We start from the raw sequence: 18901 nt of genomic DNA, 5'->3' as shown, positions 1-18901 counted from the left end.
TTAGCTACTTAAACCTATCATTAAAAAAAACACCTCAAAGAGTCTCTTTGAGGTGTCCAATTCCTTAGTGTTTGATTGGCAATGTATAGTATCCAAAAGCAAGATCAAGTATTGCACCCGCTTCTTGGCGAAGCAAAGGCTTTTTAGAACGAAAATCGACAGTCCCGTCAACATTCACTTTTGTATCAGGATCTACAATACCTTGTGACACTAATGCTATGATCGAATCAGTGGCCCATGAGTCTGTGTCACCTTTAAGCGTAATTTCTGAAGCTTGCTTAGCTTGTTTTAGATTTTGAATCATAACGGCTGCTGCTTGTCTTGTGATGACAGCATTACGATCAAAACCAGGGATTCCTTTTTTCGTTAATTCTTTATTCCCCTCAATTAAATGAGGAAAGCTGTACCATCCATGGGCAAGAATTAGAGCATCCATAAACTCACCTTGTGTCATCGTTCCCTGTGGTTCGAAATTTTTGCCAGATTTAGCACTTATCACATCCAGCGAATACAGGTTGTCGATGTAAGATTTATAAGCGCTCTCCTCAGATACATCAGCGAATGCTGGCTTCGTGTGAACCTTAAGAGCATCTGAAACAAAGTCTGGGCTATTAGGATTCGTATAATAAAAGTATTCGATCTGATCTTGATGATCTTTTTTAAAGGCTAATTTATTGCCGGATTCATCTTCGAACAATAGCGGATTAATCATTCGTAACGTATGTGTACCGCTTGTTCCAGTTTCCATAATCAGATTGCCATCTGCATAAGTAAAATTCGATTTCAAGAAATAGAATCTAGTATTCAAATAAGTTCCGGTATATTTAGTTGCTTCTGAAGCATTCAATGGAAGGTACTTGGGCGCCTCTGGAGCTTTCTTTTCAGGAAAATAGTGATCCATCAAGGCTTCATAGATATCTAAGCTCATCATTGTGTCATTGTTATAGGACATGTAGAAAGCCGTATTCTCCTCAGGCAATAATACGATCAGTGATTGATGACCAGGCATATTTCCACCTTTGAGAACCACATGATATCCATTCATCAGATCATTACGATACCCTTCAAATCCTCCAATCGTCGTCATCGGAAGCGATTCATTCGCAAATACAGAGTACGTTTGCATCATCTTCGTGGTTTCTTTACTAATGATTTGCTTCCCATTCACACTACCTTGTTGTTGAAAAAGAGTTAAATATTTAGCCATATCTTCTCCTGTGGAAAGGATGCTGCCCTGTGGCCCATCGGTAGGCGCATGCCCAAAGGTTGGATGCGGTTTACCATCTGGTCCATAATGCGTGGCCATTCTAACTAAAAGCTCTGGGGTAAATCGAGCACTAGTAGAGTTCATTCCTAATGGTTTGAACACATAGTTCTCCATGTACTTATAAAACGGGGTACCACTTACTTCCTCAATCGCATAGCCCGCAAGTAAAAAGGCAAAATTATCATAGGTATACGCTTCACCCGGCGTCCGAACGACAGTCGGTATATGCTCCGTCATAAACTTTTTCATGGGGATGTCTTGATCTACATATTCCGGTGCCACAAAGTTAGCTTTATCCGGGTAATCAAAGCCCGTTGTGTAAGATAACATATTTCTTAAGGTTAACGGAGTTTCCGTTTCATTTGGTACTTTCATTCCGCCAAGATACGCATTGATATCGTGATCAAGATCCATCTTTCCTTGTTCCACTAGCTGCAGAGCTGCTAAAGCGGTAAATGTCTTCGACACGGATGCGATCTGAAAGACGGTATTCTTATCGACAAGTGTTTTCTTTTCTTTGTCCGCATATCCGTACCCTTTATTCACGAGCACCTTTCCGTCTTTAACCACTACAAAATTGGATCCGTTCACATTGTATTCCTTCATTTTCTGCGCAAATATAGGGTCCGCGAAAGCCTCAATTTCTTTTCCATTAAAAGATCCTTTCGAACTGGTTGCGTTAGTGGAGACTGGTGCTGAACATGCTGTAAATACAGCTGTTGATAATATTAGTGCGATGACGCTGAGCCTGCGTGTCTTTTTCTTCATAATCCATTCTCCTCTATAGGGTGATTTGTGAATACTGAACCTGTTCTGAGTATCACAAACGGAATGTCATTCTAGCTAGAAACGTTCTGTCACCACTTAGCTTTGTTACATGTCATATGACGTGTCGGTTAATCAACAAAAAGACACTAACCAGGGTCAGTATCTTTCATTTCGTATATTAGTCTAGATTAGCTTATAGCCATCTCGAAAAATTCTTATGAGATACTTTGATCTGATTTCGTTCGGCCCAAGCTTTTAACTGTTTCATCACTTCATCTTCATCTTTTTGTGACAAAAAATTAAAACATAATTTATAAGGAACAAATTTATTCTCTTTAGGTCTAATCCCAACTACAGGACTAAAATATCCTTTTATATAAATATCATTAATCCGATCTGCTTCTATGCTTAGATCTTCTATTAATATAGATTCCGGTTGAATCTGAATTTCAACAACCCTTCTGATCGTAAATATCCTGTAGACTAAAACAATTGCAACAATCAAACACAAAATAGCCTGACCATAAAGTAAACAAGAAAGCACTAAATCGTCGCTAGCTGTATAGCGATGGTTCAGGTTATAAATTTGAAACAATTGAATACCCAATAGCACACTGATGCTTACCAGCAGTGGTATTAACGACGGACGCCTTACTCTATAAACCCCTATATGATCCATGTGCCCCTCCTTTTCTCACGTCCATATAGATTACCATATGTTATAAAAAATGGATATTACATCTTGGTGTTTGGATGAAGGAAGATGAAAAAAGACGGGGCGCCCCATCAGCCATTTCAAGGCTCTTGGAACACCCCTTATATTGTCACAGCCCCTTAGAGCCATCTCATAAATCTTTGGTGAGACAGTTTAACTTGATTACATTCAGCCCATTTAGTTAGTTCTTTCATTCCCCAGTATTCTTGGTCAAGAAAACTAAAACATAATCTATAGGGAGCAAATTTATGATCTACAGGCTTAATCCCTATTACGGGCTTGAAATAGCCCTTTACATAAATATTCTCAATTCGGTTTGCTTCAATTTCTTTATTTTCAACTATTATTGAGTCCGAAAGAATCTTGATTTGAATGAACCTTCTAATCGTAATGATTCTATAGAGCAATACGATTACAACTATCAGACAAAAGATTATCCAAAAAAATCCGATATATGAAAGTACTTTTCCGTCCATATTATTTATGACGCTTGTCAATAGTAAGCCACTTGAAAAAATCATTGATAACAGAAGTGATATTAAAGAAGGACGACTCACTTTGTATACCCCAATATTATCCATTAATCCCTCACTTTCTCAGACTATTATAGTTTACTATATTTCATAATATTTGGATATGCCATCTCTTATTAATCAACAGGTATCTCAATCACTTTATTGTATGCCTTCAAGTAATGCATTCCTTCTATAAGTAGTGACTCAGGCTCCGTTTGTGTATCAAATAATAAAGTTCGTTCCTTCATTAGTTTGCCGTCCACTTGCTTTGTCTCTTTCTGATTGATCGTTGTTTTTAAAGGCGTATTCTCGTTGTTCGTTCCTATAGACACACCATCCAGCATCACATCATCATCCGTAGCGATCGTTATTTCGATCCCCTGAGAGGTTTTGGATACATTCTTTACCCATAATTCTTTGTCGCCCAGCAAAAAAAGCTTATCACTTATGGAAATCAGGGAATACTTTCCGTCCAGCTTCTGATATCCAGTAAACTCTTTAACGACTAGTTGCATGGAATGTAGCTCCGTTGGCAATGTGTCGAAGCGAATCTCAAAGGTTCTGCCACCTAATGAGGTTTGATTGCCACTACCCAAGATCTCTACAGGCGTTCCATTAACAATTAATTGTACCCCATGTAATCCTAGATTCACTCGATCAAAATTATCGACATCCAGCTTCCCTTTTATTACAGTCATCGTTGGTGTAGCTGTGATCGACTTGAAGGTAATCGTACCTTTGTCGACTTTAATCTTCTTATTGATCGATTGTTTTATCTGTGTTTCCATGGCCTCATTGGGATTATAAGGGAACGCAACTGTTCCTTCACTCATCTGACCGTTTTCTTCTAGCTGCTGCCAAAAGTGTAACGTTAGTTTTTTCGAAAATGGATTTACCCTGTCAAACGACATCTGTCCTTTAATCTCCGTATGCTCTTCATTGATTAATGATGTACCACTTATTACGTTAGAATCAGTTAAAAAACCACTTATTTTAGAGGGTCTAAAAGCGTCCACAGACATATCCTCTAATCCATTTGGATTAGTTAACGTGTAATACATAATGAATTGATTGGCGTCCGCCATAATTCCGTTAATGGTAAGTTCCGTCCCATCTACTAACGTAGTCTTCTTGTTGACGTTTTGCCCCATCCCTTTTTCATTTAGCTGTTGTAAAGTTGTGCCATTAAGCAATTCATCAAAGCCAAAAAGCTGCTTGCCATAATAAGCAAAAGCATTGTAGTTTTGTCCAGATATTACTGTCACCAATAGCACAACTGCCGCGATCTTCCAAATCGATGCTATTCTTTTCGTTCTTTTTGCGGGAGCCGAATTCAAAGCGTTTCTTAATCTCATTTCTAATTCTTCAGGTGCGGTAATGGACGCTATGTGCGTCTTCTCATCAGCTAATTGTTGCTCGACGTTATTGTTCATCAACATCACCTCTGTAATGATTTTTGAGCGTTTGTAATCCATGGTAAATTCTTGATTTAACCGTTCCTAGCGAAACCTTTGTAATGTCAGCTATCGTTTGATAATCGAGATCATGAAAATATTTTAATTGAATCGCTTCTCTTTGATGCTCATTTACTTGTAATAACAAGGCCTCGATATCCATTTGTTGCTCACTTCTACGATAAGGATCACTACTCACAGCTTGGTCTAATTCACTATCGTCAACGTTACTCCAATCCTCTAACAGCACCAGCTTCCCGCGCTTATGAAGTAGTTGTTTACAGACATTCACCAGAATCGTCTTACTCCAGCTATAAAAAGCTTCTTCTTTCTTTAGTTGACCGATCTTTTCATAAAGCGTGACGATCATTTCCTCCATGGCATCCATGGCATCATGTGTATTCCTCATATAGCTGAACGCTAGCCTATAATAAACGTCTTTTTCAGACATGATTAAGTGGAGTAATGCTTCTTTATTCCCCTTCTTGGCTTTTTTTACCCATCGCGCGACATCCATGCCTTCACCTCTCTCCCCTATAAGAGTTAGGAGTACCTTAAAAAGTTCATTTCCCATAAAAATAATTTTATAGATAAAATCTATGGTATCATTCACCCAAATGTAATATTAAGGAAAATAAGTTTCTCTTATACCCCAATCTAGTTGATTTTAAACACTTCAAGTAATAGAATGAACTAATCTAAAAGAAAAGGATGGGCATAAGAGATGCCGTTTAAAGAACCTCGTACTCTCAGTAAAAGATCCCTATTATTTTTCTCTCTCATTATGCTAGTTAAAAGTTATTTTGCTTGGTATTTTCTCTTTGAAGACGGGCCTACGTGGACCACATGGCTAAAAGAAATCCCTTTTGTGCTTCTAGTCTTTTGCATGATTGAATGGTTCGCAACGAAACGAAAAATTGCCATCTACATGCTGGTCAATGTGTTGATCACTACACTATTTTTCTCACTCATTGTATATCATAATCATTTTGGCATTATTGCTACTTCGCAAGTATTAGATCAGGTCAAGCAAGTTGGAGCTGTTAAGAAAAGTATTTTCTCGGTCATGCGTCCGCAATATATGCTTATTTTTGTGGATATCATTGTCATTGGTTTGGTCATGTTTAGAAAACAAAAGGCCCTTAATTGGAAAAAAGCCATGTCGCGTAAAAGTAACCGGAAAGCGGTTGCGATCTTGTTCTGTATTTCCATCGTCATTTGCGCAATGAATATTTTTCCGAACCGAGCCAGTATGAACGAAACCGTTAAAGCCGAGCAAATGGGCATTCTCAATTATGAAGCTTACTCTCTGCTAGCCAATCAAGAGGAAGAACAAATCGACGTCGCTAAGATTACACAAGCTGCGATTAACGAGACCAAAGGAATTCAATCTACCACTGATCCAGTTTTATTTGGAGCCGCCAAAGGAAAGAACCTGATCATTCTTCAGATGGAGTCTTTCCAGAATTTCTTAATCAATCTTAAGATTGACGGAGTTGAAATTACGCCGAATATGAATAAGCTCGCGGCTAGCAGTTACTACTTTCCGCGTTTCTACCAGCAGGTTGGACAAGGAAACACTTCGGATGCCGAATTCATTGTAAATACTTCTTTCTATGTTCCACCCGATGGTCCAGCCACTCAAATGTATGCGCCCAAAGAGCTTCCAAGCTTACCTAAGCTACTTCAAGCGATAGGTTATGATACGGCAACATTCCATACGAATGAAGTCGACTTTTGGAATCGTGGCGAGCTTTATAATGCTTTAGGATTTAATCGATATTACGATAAGGAATACTATGGTGAAGAGGACACTGTATTTTACGGGGCTTCTGATGAAGTATTGTATGAGAAAACAGCTGCAGAGCTAGCAAGGATGGATCAGAAGGATCAGCCTTTCTACTCTCATGTTATTTCGATGTCAGCGCATAATCCATTCTCGATCCCTGAGGATAAATACAAAATGGCCCTTCCAGAACGATTCGAAGGAACGTTAGTCGGAGATTATATTCGTGCTCAGAATTATGCTGACTATGCACTTGGACTTTTTATCGATGAGCTCAAACAAAACGGGGTATGGGATAACAGCTTGATTGCATTGTACGGAGATCACCGCGGACTTCCTATCTTCTCTCTGAAAGAGAACGATCACGTCTTATTACAGGAAATTCTTGGTCATGAATATACGGAACGCGAATTGATTAATATTCCGTTGATCCTATCAGCAAAGGGAATTACAACGCCAAGTGTAAAAGAACAGCTAGGCGGACAAGTGGATATTTTGCCTACTGTATCTAATTTATTGGGTGTTTCTCTTGCGGATCATATTCATTTCGGACAAGATTTATTGAATCAATCGACTTATAACCTACTTCCTCAGCGCTATTATCTGCCAACAGGATCTTTCGTCAATAATGAAGAGCTCTTCCTATCTGGCAGTGGCTTCGAGGACGGTCAGCATTATACCTTATCTGGCGATGGTAACCACGCGCAACAAACGACAGAAGATGAGTTCGATCGTGCGTTAGAGCTTCTTCATTTGTCCGATAGTTATGTGACACAGTTACCGGATAGAGTGATTGAGGAAAAATAAGCTTTTATATACCAAAAACACTGCATCCCCCAAATTGGTGTATGCAGTGTTTTTCTATATCCGTTTACTTATTCTTTTACGACCAGTTTTAGAGGTGCGGCAATCAGTTTCTCAACCGTCTTGCCATCTAACACATCTTTCGCTGCTTGAATCGATAACTGTCCAATTAATGCAGGCTGCTGAGCAACGGTTCCTGTGAGTTTACCCGCCTCTATGGATTTAAGTGCATCTTCATTTCCATCAAAACCGATGACGGGAATATTCTTACCTGAACTCTGAATCGCCTCTATAGCACCAAGAGCCATTTCATCATTATGAGCGAAAACCGCTTGTACATCTGGATTTCCTTGGAGCAGGTTCTCCATAACGGTCAACCCTTTCGTACGGTCAAAATCAGCGGTTTGCTTCGCAATCACTTCAAGCTGTGTGTCGGCAATTTCATGGAATCCTTTCCCACGTTCACGGGTGGCTGAAGCTCCCGGTGATCCTTCTAGTTCAATGACCTTTGCACCTTTTCCAAGCTGCTCTACAATATATTCTGCCGCCATCGATCCACCTTTTACATTATCAGAGGCAACAAGGGCTTTAATATCTCCCTTATCTGCAGAACGGTCCAAAGTAACGACTGGGATATTTAAGCTGTTAGCCGTCTGAACAACCGTCGAGATTGCTGAAGAGTCTACTGGATTGATTAACAGCGCATTTACACCTTTTTGCATTAAATCTTCAACGTCATTACTTTGCTTGGCCGAATCATTCTGCGCATCGATCACGAGAACTTCCATCCCTAGTTTCTTAGCTTCTGCCAAAACTCCATCTTTAACCGATACAAAGAACGGATTGTTCAAGGTAGATATGGATAATCCAATCTTCATATTCCCCGGGCCCCCACCACTATTAGGCTTAGCCCACTCTGGAGGCTCTAAGGAACAGCCAGTCATAAGAATCAAGAGTAAGGAAGTAAAAATTAATGTGAGCTTTTTCATGTGGAATCCCCCTTATACGGCTTTCTTACGGTCTATGAGTACAGCAATCGCAATAACGATCCCTTTAACTACCATTTGGTAAAAAGAAGATACGCCGAGCAAGTTCAATCCATTGTTCAGAATCCCGATAATTAGAGCACCAATCAAAGTGCCTACGATACGTCCACGGCCACCTGTTAAGCTCGTACCCCCTAATACTACAGCTGCGATCGCATCCAGTTCATAAGATGTACCCGCTGTTGGTTGTGCCGAGTTCAATCTGGAGGTCAAGATAGCTCCAGCCAATGCGGATAACATACCCGTTAAGGAATAGATCATTATTTTGATGCGGTCTACTTTAATCCCTGAAATAATGGATGCTTTCTCATTCCCACCAATGGCATACGTTTTACGGCCAAATGGCGTTTTGTGCAGTACAATCCACAAGACAGCGAATACGATAATCATCGTGATAGCAGGTACAGGTATTCCCAGTAAATATCCACGGCCAAACAATTGGAACGTCATACTGTCTCCGAGACCCGTGATTGGATTACCATCCGTGTATACAAGCGTTAAGCCGCGGAAAATAGTCATGGTTGCCAGCGTAGCGATAAAAGGCGCCATTCTGCCTTTCGTAATCATTAGCCCGTTGACCATCCCCATCAGTCCACCCGCTAAACAACCCACAACAATAGCTAAGATTGGATCCCATCCTGATAACATCAGATTGGCTGTAAAGGCACTGGATAAGGCTAGAATAGAGCCTACTGATAAATCGATGCCACCCGTCAGAATAACAAAGGTCATTCCAAAAGCGATAAGCGCATTAATTGCGACTTGTCTAAGTAAGTTCAGTATATTTAGAGGTTCCATAAAGCTTGGATTCAGCACAGTTACGATGATAATAAGAATGATTAGCCCTAGTAATGGCCCTAATTTCTGCGTGATTTGCCCCATTTGGAACCCTTTTTTTACACTCTCATCTTTGATAGTAGTCATTACTATTGCCCCCCTGTAGCTAGCGTCATGATTTTTTCTTGCGTAGCTTCTTGTTGTGAAAGTTCTCCACTGATTTCCCCTTCATGAACAACTACGATGCGGTCACTCATCCCTAGGACTTCAGGAAGTTCTGAGGATACCATAATAATGGCGACGCCACGCTCGGTTAATTCGTTCATGAGTTGATAGATTTCCCGTTTAGCCCCAACGTCGACGCCGCGTGTTGGCTCATCGAGGATAAGAACACTTAGGCCAATACCAATCCATTTGGCGATAACTACTTTTTGTTGATTACCCCCAGATAAATTCCGGACCAAAGTCGATGATGATTGTGTCTTGATTTGCAGCCGTTTAATAAGCATATCCACGAATTCTTGTTCCTTCTTAGCATTGATTACACCCTTAGGGGCGAAGTCGTATAAATTCGTCAGCACCATATTATCTCGAATAGAGAAATCTAGGATTAACCCTTCATCTTTGCGGTCTTCTGTAACAAAGCCGATTCCAGCTTGCATAGCGTCATTGGGATTCCGGATGGTAACCTTCTGTCCCTTCACCCAAATCTCACCTTGGTCTAAAGATTCCAGTCCGAATAAGGTTCTCATCATTTCTGTACGTCCAGATCCCATTAATCCAGAGAATCCTATGATTTCACCAGCTCGCACTGAGAAATTAGCATTTTTAAATTGCCCTTTCTTGGATGCATTCTTAACTTCAAGAACTACTTCTCCAGGTTTAGAAGTTCGCTCAGGGAATCGGTCTGTTAATTCACGACCTACCATCTTCCGAACTACATCGTCAAAGTTAGTTTCAGGAATAGGCTTCGTATCTACGGTTTTCCCGTCCCGCATAACAGTGATTCGATCACATATTGTAAAAATCTCTTCCATCCGATGCGAAATATAGACGATAGAGACGCCTTCTTTCTTCAGTGAGGCAATGACTTCGAATAGTTTCTGTATTTCTCTCTCGGTTAATGCAGCGGTAGGCTCGTCCATGACAATAACTTTTGCATGCGTCATAAGCGCTTTAGCGATCTCTATCATCTGTTTTTCACCTACCGAACATTCCCCCGCCTCTTGGTTCAAAGGAATGGTCACTGAGAGCTTAGCAAACTGTTCATTTGCTAACGCTTTCATCTCTTTCCTATTTAACAGGCCGAATTTGGATGTTCGTTCCTTGCCAATAAACAGGTTATCCAGAACCGTCATATCCGGCCATACATTTAGCTCCTGATGGATAAATGCAATTCCATATTGTTCTGCCTCTTTGGGATTTGCAAAGTATTTCTCCTGATCATCTATACGAATGGTACCTTGGTCACGTTGGTGCAAACCGATCAGAATATTCATCAGCGTAGACTTACCTGCGCCATTCTCACCCATCAGGGCATGAACTTCACCATCCTTAAGTTCAAAATCCACACCGGTTAATACACGGTTAGCGCCAAAAGACTTATGAATATCTTTCATCGTAATGTGCATACACTTCGAACCCCCTTTTTATCCAAAATAGACCCCGGCTTGTAGAATGCAGTTGGCATACGGCTTAGCTTCACCCGTACGAATGATAACCTTTGCCTGCTGGGTCAGCTGCTTAAATTGCTCATGTGAATACGCTTCTATCGGTATTTCCTTAAATTTATTATTCAAGTATTGAGAGGTGACTTTATTATCAGTCTCTAATTCCTTTGCAACGATCACCTTTTCGATGACCATATCCTCTGAAATAATGTCAACGATATCTTGGAAGCTAGGAACCCCTAGTTTAACCGCCAGATCAATCTTCGGAACACCTGGTGGAACTGGAAGTCCAACATCTGCGATGACAATTGTATCGGTATGACCTAAGTCCGCAAGCACTTTGGAAATATGGCTATTTAATATCCCGTGTTTCTTCATAGTTACAGATTCGCCTCCACTTCTGCTCTTGTTGGCATACCACCTTGAGCACCAAATTTAGTAACGGATAAAGATGCTGCTCGATTGGCAAACTTTACACTATCCGGAATGGAGCTGCCCTCAGCTAAAGCAACTGCAAATGCCGCATTAAAAGTATCTCCAGCTCCAGTCGTATCTATAGCATTCACTTTGTAAGTGGGAACCAGAACTTCTTGTTCTCCATCGTAAAATCGTACGCCATTGCTTCCTTCTGTTATAAATAGCTTGTTGGGATATTTCCGTAAGGCATCTGTAGTACTCATCCCAGGGAATAAAATCGTACATTCATGTTCGTTAGGCGTCAGATAGGCAGCATTTTCTATAATCGTGTCACTGATAGGACGAGCAGGTGCCGGATTAAGCAGCATAGGTATATTAAATTTATGGCACAGCTCACTTACATAAGACACTGTTTCTTCAGGTATTTCTTGTTGGATTAGCACCATATCAGAGCCTTTAATTACATCAAGCGCTCGCTCAACCAACGTAGGAGTAACTAAATCATTTGCTCCTTTTACAACAATAATGCTATTATCACCTTCTGCTAAAATGATGTGAGCTGTCCCGCTTTCGGTATGTGTAACCGGTTCCACATTTGTGATAAGAACCCGATTTCTCTTAAGATTCTCCATGATCTCCGTACCATAGAAATCTTCACCTACACAACCAATCATCATAACTTCGGCCCCTAGACGCGAAGCAGCTACAGCTTGATTCGCTCCCTTGCCTCCTGGAACGGTAGCGAAGCTCTCTCCAAGAACAGTCTCCCCTGCGTGAGGTCGCTTGGATGAGGTCACCACCAAATCCATAGAGCAACTTCCAATTACACAAATCTTAGCCATGTCCATCAACCTTTCTTATGTTGTCATCTATTCTATACTTCTTGTTGTTTCCCGCTCCACAAAGCTGACGGGTAATTGAATGATTTTATCTTCTACCTTATCTTGCTCAATTAACTTAATAAGTAAACCAGCCGCTTCTCGGCCCATGTCATGCGCCGGCTGACGAATGGTTGATAGCGAAGGTGACAACAAACTGCTAAGTGGGATATCATCAAATCCAATGATTTGGAGATCCTGCGGCACTCTTTTACCTAAACGATGTGCTTCATGAATAACTGCTGTCGCCACGATATCATTACTGGCAATTACTCCATCTGTATCTATATATTTATCAAATAATTCTACAGCCCATTGTTCCGCTTCTGTGTGGGAGAAAGATGAAGTCTGAATCACATGATAGGTGATTCCCATTTCATCAAGCACTTCAATTGCACCTTGAAATCGATCCTGCGCCGGTTTAATATGCGCCGGTCCTTGCATGACTGTAATCTTGCTGCTTCCCCGTGCAATGATTTCTTGAGCGGCAATGCGTCCTCCCTTTCTGCCATCTGCATATACGGAGGGACTGTCATTTGAAGTACGGTCAAGAAAGACAACCGGAATTTTCAAGTTAGAATAAATATCTTTCTCAGGAAAATTAGTGGATGAGATCATGCCAATGACATTATTTTGGATAAAGGTTTGAATATAATCCAATTCCTTTTCCTCGTTCTCATCACTATTACCAAAAATAATCCGATAACCATGCTCCTGCATCCGGTCTTCTATCCCACGTGCTAATTGCGGAAAGAATGGGTTCGTAATGTCAGGTAATAAAAGTCCGATTAATTTAGATTTCCGTTTATATAAAGATCTGGCAACCTCATTAGGGGTATAATTCATTTCTTTGATCGCTGCCTCAACCTTTTTTCGAGTATCGATATTCACATAACCAGATTCATTTATTACCCTTGAAACGGTTGCTACCGACACCCCAGCTTTTTTCGCAACATCTTTAATCGTCATCATGATTCATTTCATCCCCCAATGTGTAACCGGTTACATGTATTACATTGATTAGATTATCATAAAACCGTTTTCATTACAAATCTTTTTTTGTTCCAATATATAACAAAGGATATCGATATGAAATCGATATCCTTAGAAAGGCTAATAAATCAGTTCACAATCATGGTGTTCCCAAACATCAAATAAATTACCATCCAGATCTTCAAATACAAAAAACTTTCCATATTCATGATCACTTTAATTTAAACAAAGGTTCGGTCTATTCTCCCTAAATAAGCTTACGTTACCTCCTTGGCACTAGACTTTCGGCTTCTAAAGATCTCTAAGACTGTTATCTGCAAATCGATTTAATAGTTTGATTGAATTGAAGTGCATCCCTTCATGATAAAGCGTGAAATTTATGAATTCTCCGATTGAATTTAAGGTTAATCCACTACCGGTTGTAAGAGGGGTTACTTGTTCACTTAAGCGATTGTGCATAGCTTCCTGAATACGTTTCGGTTGCTCCGAAAGCATCTCAATTAACACTTCAAGTGTTGGTGATTTCTCGCGCCACTCTGCAGGTTTAGTCCCTTTCGCAAATAATCGTTCAAAGCTTTCCGGCAATTGCATAAGCTCCCTGGCGGAATGAAAAGCGAACTTCTCTTGCACTAAATAAATATGTCCCAAGTTCCATCTAATGTTGTTATTAAAGCCCTGTGGAATGATATCTAGCATTTCCTCGGAAAGTTCTTCAACAGCACGAACAGTAACACTACGCACAAATTCAATTTGTTTGAACACGATTTGATCCATCATAGCCCCTCCTATGTTTTATCCATAGTTTACCATGCACAACAATCGAATCCCAGCAGTTAGTGCGAATTGTAAAATATCCCTTTACAAAAGAAAACGAATGGTTTATTTTAACATTAAGTATTGATTAAATATTAGTCACATTATCCCAACATTTAATATTTATAACAAGAAATAACGGAGGCTATGATGGAAGATAACATGAAAGATACCTTACTATCGAACATAAAATTTGCGTACAACGAAGCTTTGGAATTCATTGTTTCTATGGGAATGATTGCTTGTGAAGAGCAGTTGCTTAAGGCAGCAGAGGATTACAAACTTGAAATGGACCCACAAGCGTTGTCTTATCATAAAGATGCACGAGCACGGTTGTCACCTCACTCCTACCGAGAACTTCAGTTTTTTTTCCAGTACAACTTTTTTCATAAAGCACTCGATTTTGCTTTCTATGAATCCATTTGCACCTGTCCAGAACCACAAACAGCTGAAGCATGGATAAATCGACTGGAAAAGAGTCCAGCAGAAAAGGTAGTCGCTGAAATGGTATATGGTGTGTATTACGATAAATTAGATGAGTTGCTAGAAGGAAACGATTGGGAAATCGTTAAGAAGGATACCCGCTTAATGGCTGAGCTTGTGGCAAGAACAAAACCGCAGCTGGATGTGATTGAAGCGCAGGGGCCATTACTAGAGTGTCTTGCTTATCCCGAAGAAACTAAGCTACGTTATATGCAGCTCTTAAACCAGTTCTACAAGGATGTCTTTTCACTTTGGAAAGAGGAGTTAAAAAGGGAGTCTGAACAAGCCTCTCAGCGTTATGAAGGTCTGTTCCAAGCGAATCCTGAAAGATTCATTCGTGATATCAACAAAAATGAACCTGCAGTTTATGATGTTCCCACTACTTTTCATGTCAGCTTCTTCTCACAAGTTGGAAATCATGTTCTCTTCTTTTACGCAGGAAGTTCTCGTATCGCTTGGGTTATCTTCGGCATTTTTAATGATCATGTATTCGGACCTGCTGCTGATCGAGAGAAAACCGAACTTTTTTTAAAAGCATTCTCGGATAAACGACGTTTAGACTTCTTGCTGCTCTTAAGGAATCGCCCTCACTATGGACAAGAAATTGCATCAGCACTTGGCATAACGCCCGCGGCGGTAACTTATCATGCCAACTTCCTATTCTTTTTAGACCTTATCGAATTAAAAAGAACGGATCATCGATTATATTACCATCTTCGAATGGATAAATTGAGAGCATTACTTGCCGTCACCACAAAAGTCATGCTCGATGAGGAACCTCCTTTTAAGTGAACCGCAGCAAATTCAAACCATAGTGGGGAGGGTCTAAAATGAATGGATCTACAAACATAGAAGCAGACTCGATTAAAAAATCCAGCGTAGTTTCTAACACTTTTATGCGTTTATTGAAACTTGGAAAACCCTATTTAGGTTGGTACCTCATATTGTGTCTCTTAGCAGCCGTCGTTTCCCTTGCAACAGTTGGGATAGCCGAATCTTTACGACGTATAATCAACGCTGCTACGAATCAGAACATGTCCTTTTTAATATCCGGCGGCATTTTTGCTCTAGTAATCGTTATTGTAGATGCTCTAGCCAGCTTCTTACTCACTTACTTATCAGGTGTGCTTGAATTCAAGTCGACCTCTAAGCTTCAGGTATCACTGCTAGCTAGATTATTAAATGTACAGATGAAAGATTTGGACCGTTATCATTCTGCTGATCTCATTAGTCGTATCAATGATTCTGCCCCAGCTGCCCAGCAAGGTATCAATCAGAAGACCATCGAACTATTCAGTAATCTGATGCAAATTACATTTCTCTTAACTTATCTGCTCTCACTCCAATATGCCTTAACGCTCGGAACTATATTGATTTGCTCGCTTGTTCCACTCGTGATGATTCCCTTTACTTCCCGCCTACGTTCCATGCACGAGCAAAGACAGCAAATTGAAACCGCTCAGCAAATGTTTATTCAGGATACAGTACAAGGCGCTGAAGTTGTGCGTGCCTTCTCCCTGGCTCCCAAGCTTCAAAATCAATTCACACAACGCGTTAGGCAATATTTCAACATTCATTTACCAGTCACACGATTGGAAGCTGTAGGCTATAATATGCCCTTTGCTGTTATTCTCAGTGGGCTACTGTATGTGCTCTCCTATGGCGGATATCTAGTTATCCAAGGGAGATTAGATGTGGGTGCAGTGGCGGCATTTCTGATTTGTTTCGAGCAAATTACAAACCCTGTATCAAAGCTAGCTAATCTATGGACTGAATTACAAGCCTCACTGGCGCAAGGTAAGCGGTTGTTTGAGGTCCTTGATTTACAAGAAGAAGACGAAAGCCTTGAGTGTAATAGGGATGATTCTCATCACGAAATGCTGATAAATAACAATCAAGCCATTAGTGGCTTATACCCTATCACCTTTGAGAACGTCGGTTTTCATTATGGTAATCATCAAGTATTAACTAACGTCAATCTAACCATTGAACCAGGTAAAGTAACTGCGTTTGCCGGTCCTAGCGGCAGTGGAAAAAGTACCCTCCTTCAATTAATACTCGCAACCTATGAACCTAATGAAGGGGTCATCCAATCTGGTAAGTTACCGTTAAGCCGCATCTCCCCTCGGGCTTGGCGTAATCATTTGGCTTATGTATCTCAAGAGCCTTATCTGTTCACTGGAACCCTATATGAAAATATTGCATGGGGAAGACCTGACGCAACCTATGAAGAAATTATTAAAGCATCAAAAAGTGCGGGGATACACGATTATATTATGAGAACCCCACTTCAATATCAGACTTCCATTGGGGAACGAGGGCATACCTTATCTGGCGGAGAAAGGCAGCGGCTATCTATTGCCAGAGCATTTGTCCGAGCGCCTAAGCTTCTCCTTCTTGATGAACCCACAGCTGCACTTGATAGCCATAATGAGGAGATTGTCGGCCAGGCCCTGCAAGAACTCATGCATGATCGTACAACGGTTGTTATCGCGCATAGACTATCTACCATCAGAAATGCAGATCACATTTATTATATGGAGGCGGGTTCTATTGTTGAAGCTGGAACTCATCTGGAGTTAATGACTTTACAAGGCCAGTATTACAATATGGTTGAGACCTCAATGAAGAAGGCTGATATTTCTACTCCGGTCAGGGAGGAAGAGCTATGAACGAGGGGGAATCCAAGAATCTTAAACTGAGGTATGCTCTGCGTAGATTAATCTCTTATGCTAGTCCTTATCGCATTGGATTTATTGTGGCTGTACTCCTGCTCTCTGCTAAGCTGGTAATGGACATAGGCTTTGCAGCCATTCAGCAAGTGTTTATTGATACGATCAACAACGCCAATATGGATGCATTAACACGCATAACTGTAATCTGTGCCATTGCTTGTGTCATTATTATCTGCTGTCTTATGCTGCAGCATTACTTCCGCTTCGTTATGCAGAGTCGGATGGCTTGGGATATTCGTGCGAAGCTGTTTGACAAAAGCCACCGAATTCCATTCCGTTACCTTCAGTCCATGCATTCAGGTGATTTGACTTCGCGTAACACTAAGGATGCAGGGATGGCCATGGGGATGATAAACAGCATTGTATACGATTTAGGCTATAATCTACTTCTGTGTTTCATTTCCTTTCTATATTTGGCCAAAATGGATGTCTGGATCGCCCTGTTAGCTCTTGGATCGGGCCCTCTTGTTTTTCTTTCCGGACGTTTCTTTGACCGCAGATTACGAAAATTATCTACTCAAATTTATGCAAAAGAGGCGGAATTACGTGGAATTTTACAAGAAACGCTTCAAGGAATGAAGGTCGTCAGAGCCTTTTCGCTTGAAGAAACTCTCTTAAAGAAATATGCGTTAGAACGTGAGAAGTTAAGAAGAATGCAGCTGCGAAAATCGCTTCTAAATGGTCTCTTATGGCAATCTTCCGCCTTTATCAACAATCTCGTAATGGTAATATGCGCCGCTTTAATTGCGTTATCAGCGCTAAGTGGCGGAACATCAGCAGGTGAAGTACTCGCTTTTATTATTTTGATGGGTAGAGTCCAATGGCCTTTTGTCCATATGTCTCAAACATGGGGAGGTGTGCAGGAGGCTTTAGGTGCGGCTGACCGCGTATTCGCTATACTAGATGCACCTGATGAAGGAGCTGCTCATCCTTTGCCAGAATCCAGCTCTTCACCATTAGCTTCTGTAGAGGTGGCTGCCTTACAAATAGAGGATGTCCACTACAGCTATTCGGGTAAAAAGGATAATGAAGCATCACTATTTACAGGGCTAAATATTCATATACAACATGGAGAAACTATCGCGGTTGTCGGGCCAAGCGGATCAGGGAAGACGACGCTCGTTCGATTATGTAATGGACTTTATGAGCCTACTGCAGGAAGCATCTCAGTTTATGGAAAGTCTGTACATGATCAGCTCGAAGAAGCACGTGCAATGATTACCTATGTTCCCCAAACCCCTTATTTGTTCTCAGGAACTATACGAGACAATATCGCCTTCAGTTCTAGTACAGCTAGCGAAGAGGATATTCGAGAAGCCGCTCGGCTCGCAGGTGCAGAAGAGTTTATTACGAAGATGAAGGGTGGTTATGACACTATCCTAGGTGAACATGGATCGACTCTATCTGGTGGACAAAGACAACGCATAGCCATTGCCAGAGCTTTTCTTCGTGATGCTCCACTCCTTCTTCTAGATGAAGCCACTTCCGCACTCGATAACGAATCTGAGCGAATGATTCAGCAATCTCTTGATTTGTTAATGAAGAATCGAACCACATTAGTTATTGCACACAGACTATCCACCATTCGTGAAGCCTCTAGAATTATCGTATTAGATCAGGGCTCCATTGTTGAGGAAGGTACACATGAGTCTTTATTAGAAATGAATGGGCTATACTCACAATTATATAACATTCAATTTAAATCTTCTGAAGCAGAAGACATTAGTGAACATGAGTTGCTTCAATTACATTCACATCTATGATTCCAGATCAGCTCATA

The 18901-nt window shown here is 40.8% G+C and carries 16 protein-coding genes; 4 read left to right on the top strand and 12 right to left on the bottom strand.

Translation table 11 applies throughout. The features are described from left to right. Positions 1-64 precede the first annotated feature (64 nt). From UQ64_RS07735 to UQ64_RS07715, 5 genes are all read right to left on the bottom strand, one after another. A complete protein-coding gene (locus tag UQ64_RS07735) occupies positions 65-2035 on the bottom strand; it encodes a serine hydrolase domain-containing protein (RefSeq protein ID WP_060622872.1) in 1971 nt (656 codons plus the stop codon). A gap of 193 nt (positions 2036-2228) precedes the next feature. Continuing rightward, positions 2229-2714 (bottom strand): hypothetical protein, encoded by a 486-nt coding sequence (locus UQ64_RS07730; RefSeq protein ID WP_060622871.1) that lies wholly within the window; start codon positions 2712-2714, stop codon positions 2229-2231. A 155-nt stretch (positions 2715-2869) separates the two neighbouring features. Then, the gene (locus tag UQ64_RS07725) at positions 2870-3331 is read right to left on the bottom strand and encodes a hypothetical protein (protein ID WP_060622870.1); all 462 of its coding nucleotides are present in this window, start codon (positions 3329-3331) and stop codon (positions 2870-2872) included. 68 nt (positions 3332-3399) lie between these two features. Beyond that, positions 3400-4698: a DUF4179 domain-containing protein gene (locus UQ64_RS07720; protein WP_060622869.1), complete on the bottom strand. Its 1299-nt coding sequence runs from the start codon at positions 4696-4698 to the stop codon at positions 3400-3402. After that, the gene (locus UQ64_RS07715; RefSeq protein WP_060623259.1) at positions 4688-5236 is read right to left on the bottom strand and encodes a sigma-70 family RNA polymerase sigma factor; all 549 of its coding nucleotides are present in this window, start codon (positions 5234-5236) and stop codon (positions 4688-4690) included. Before UQ64_RS07715 ends, UQ64_RS07720 begins: the two co-directional genes overlap by 11 nt. A 267-nt stretch (positions 5237-5503) precedes the next feature. Between UQ64_RS07715 and UQ64_RS07710 the strand changes: the two genes are divergently transcribed. Next, entirely contained in the window at positions 5504-7312 is a 1809-nt protein-coding gene (locus UQ64_RS07710; protein ID WP_245237878.1) for an LTA synthase family protein, read from the top strand. A gap of 68 nt (positions 7313-7380) precedes the next feature. Here UQ64_RS07710 and rbsB read toward each other — a convergent pair whose 3' ends face one another. From rbsB to UQ64_RS07675, 7 genes are all read right to left on the bottom strand, one after another. Further along, positions 7381-8298 (bottom strand): ribose ABC transporter substrate-binding protein RbsB, encoded by a 918-nt coding sequence (rbsB, locus tag UQ64_RS07705; RefSeq protein ID WP_060622867.1) that lies wholly within the window; start codon positions 8296-8298, stop codon positions 7381-7383. 12 nt (positions 8299-8310) lie between these two features. Continuing rightward, complete coding sequence (locus tag UQ64_RS07700; protein WP_060622866.1) at positions 8311-9279, bottom strand: ABC transporter permease subunit; 969 nt, start codon at positions 9277-9279, stop codon at positions 8311-8313. Between the two features lie 2 nt (positions 9280-9281). Next, a complete protein-coding gene (locus UQ64_RS07695; protein ID WP_060622865.1) occupies positions 9282-10763 on the bottom strand; it encodes a sugar ABC transporter ATP-binding protein in 1482 nt (493 codons plus the stop codon). 18 nt (positions 10764-10781) lie between these two features. Continuing rightward, the gene (gene rbsD / locus UQ64_RS07690; RefSeq protein WP_060622864.1) at positions 10782-11180 is read right to left on the bottom strand and encodes a D-ribose pyranase; all 399 of its coding nucleotides are present in this window, start codon (positions 11178-11180) and stop codon (positions 10782-10784) included. 2 nt (positions 11181-11182) lie between these two features. Next, positions 11183-12061, bottom strand: coding sequence for a ribokinase (gene rbsK, locus UQ64_RS07685; RefSeq protein WP_060622863.1), 879 nt, complete (start codon positions 12059-12061; stop codon positions 11183-11185). A 27-nt stretch (positions 12062-12088) separates the two neighbouring features. Further along, positions 12089-13069 (bottom strand): LacI family DNA-binding transcriptional regulator, encoded by a 981-nt coding sequence (locus UQ64_RS07680; RefSeq protein WP_060622862.1) that lies wholly within the window; start codon positions 13067-13069, stop codon positions 12089-12091. A gap of 312 nt (positions 13070-13381) precedes the next feature. After that, on the bottom strand, positions 13382-13867 hold the full coding sequence (locus tag UQ64_RS07675) for a DinB family protein (protein ID WP_245237877.1): 486 nt from the start codon (positions 13865-13867) through the stop codon (positions 13382-13384). A gap of 183 nt (positions 13868-14050) precedes the next feature. Between UQ64_RS07675 and UQ64_RS07670 the strand changes: the two genes are divergently transcribed. From UQ64_RS07670 to UQ64_RS07660, 3 genes are read left to right on the top strand one after another with little or no spacing between them, the layout of a single operon-like run. Beyond that, a complete protein-coding gene (locus UQ64_RS07670) occupies positions 14051-15178 on the top strand; it encodes a helix-turn-helix domain-containing protein (RefSeq protein ID WP_156417483.1) in 1128 nt (375 codons plus the stop codon). 38 nt (positions 15179-15216) lie between these two features. Beyond that, positions 15217-17058 carry an ABC transporter ATP-binding protein gene (locus tag UQ64_RS07665; RefSeq protein ID WP_060622859.1) on the top strand — a complete coding sequence of 614 codons (1842 nt, stop codon included), beginning with the start codon at positions 15217-15219 and terminating at the stop codon, positions 17056-17058. After that, positions 17055-18884 (top strand): ABC transporter ATP-binding protein, encoded by a 1830-nt coding sequence (locus tag UQ64_RS07660; protein ID WP_060622858.1) that lies wholly within the window; start codon positions 17055-17057, stop codon positions 18882-18884. The genes UQ64_RS07665 and UQ64_RS07660 overlap by 4 nt, the downstream gene beginning before the upstream one ends. The last annotated feature ends 17 nt before the right edge of the window (positions 18885-18901 follow it).

This window comes from Paenibacillus etheri (assembly GCF_001012825.1).
Classification (GTDB): domain Bacteria; phylum Bacillota; class Bacilli; order Paenibacillales; family Paenibacillaceae; genus Paenibacillus_AQ; species Paenibacillus_AQ etheri.
This window is presented reverse-complemented; position numbering and strand designations above follow the sequence as displayed.

Bases quoted from the DNA above. Each gene is read 5' to 3' on its own strand.
- UQ64_RS07735 (WP_060622872.1), bottom strand. From the start codon at position 2,035: ATGAAGAAAAAGACACGCAGGCTCAGCGTCATCGCACTAATATTATCA.
- UQ64_RS07730 (WP_060622871.1), bottom strand. From the start codon at position 2,714: ATGGATCATATAGGGGTTTATAGAGTAAGGCGTCCGTCGTTAATACCA.
- UQ64_RS07725 (WP_060622870.1), bottom strand. From the start codon at position 3,331: ATGGATAATATTGGGGTATACAAAGTGAGTCGTCCTTCTTTAATATCA.
- UQ64_RS07720 (WP_060622869.1), bottom strand. From the start codon at position 4,698: ATGAACAATAACGTCGAGCAACAATTAGCTGATGAGAAGACGCACATA.
- UQ64_RS07715 (WP_060623259.1), bottom strand. From the start codon at position 5,236: ATGGATGTCGCGCGATGGGTAAAAAAAGCCAAGAAGGGGAATAAAGAA.
- UQ64_RS07710 (WP_245237878.1), top strand. From the start codon at position 5,504: ATGCTAGTTAAAAGTTATTTTGCTTGGTATTTTCTCTTTGAAGACGGG.
- rbsB (WP_060622867.1), bottom strand. From the start codon at position 8,298: ATGAAAAAGCTCACATTAATTTTTACTTCCTTACTCTTGATTCTTATG.
- UQ64_RS07700 (WP_060622866.1), bottom strand. From the start codon at position 9,279: ATGACTACTATCAAAGATGAGAGTGTAAAAAAAGGGTTCCAAATGGGG.
- UQ64_RS07695 (WP_060622865.1), bottom strand. From the start codon at position 10,763: ATGCACATTACGATGAAAGATATTCATAAGTCTTTTGGCGCTAACCGT.
- rbsD (WP_060622864.1), bottom strand. From the start codon at position 11,180: ATGAAGAAACACGGGATATTAAATAGCCATATTTCCAAAGTGCTTGCG.
- rbsK (WP_060622863.1), bottom strand. From the start codon at position 12,061: ATGGCTAAGATTTGTGTAATTGGAAGTTGCTCTATGGATTTGGTGGTG.
- UQ64_RS07680 (WP_060622862.1), bottom strand. From the start codon at position 13,069: ATGATGACGATTAAAGATGTTGCGAAAAAAGCTGGGGTGTCGGTAGCA.
- UQ64_RS07675 (WP_245237877.1), bottom strand. From the start codon at position 13,867: ATGATGGATCAAATCGTGTTCAAACAAATTGAATTTGTGCGTAGTGTT.
- UQ64_RS07670 (WP_156417483.1), top strand. From the start codon at position 14,051: ATGATGGAAGATAACATGAAAGATACCTTACTATCGAACATAAAATTT.
- UQ64_RS07665 (WP_060622859.1), top strand. From the start codon at position 15,217: ATGAATGGATCTACAAACATAGAAGCAGACTCGATTAAAAAATCCAGC.
- UQ64_RS07660 (WP_060622858.1), top strand. From the start codon at position 17,055: ATGAACGAGGGGGAATCCAAGAATCTTAAACTGAGGTATGCTCTGCGT.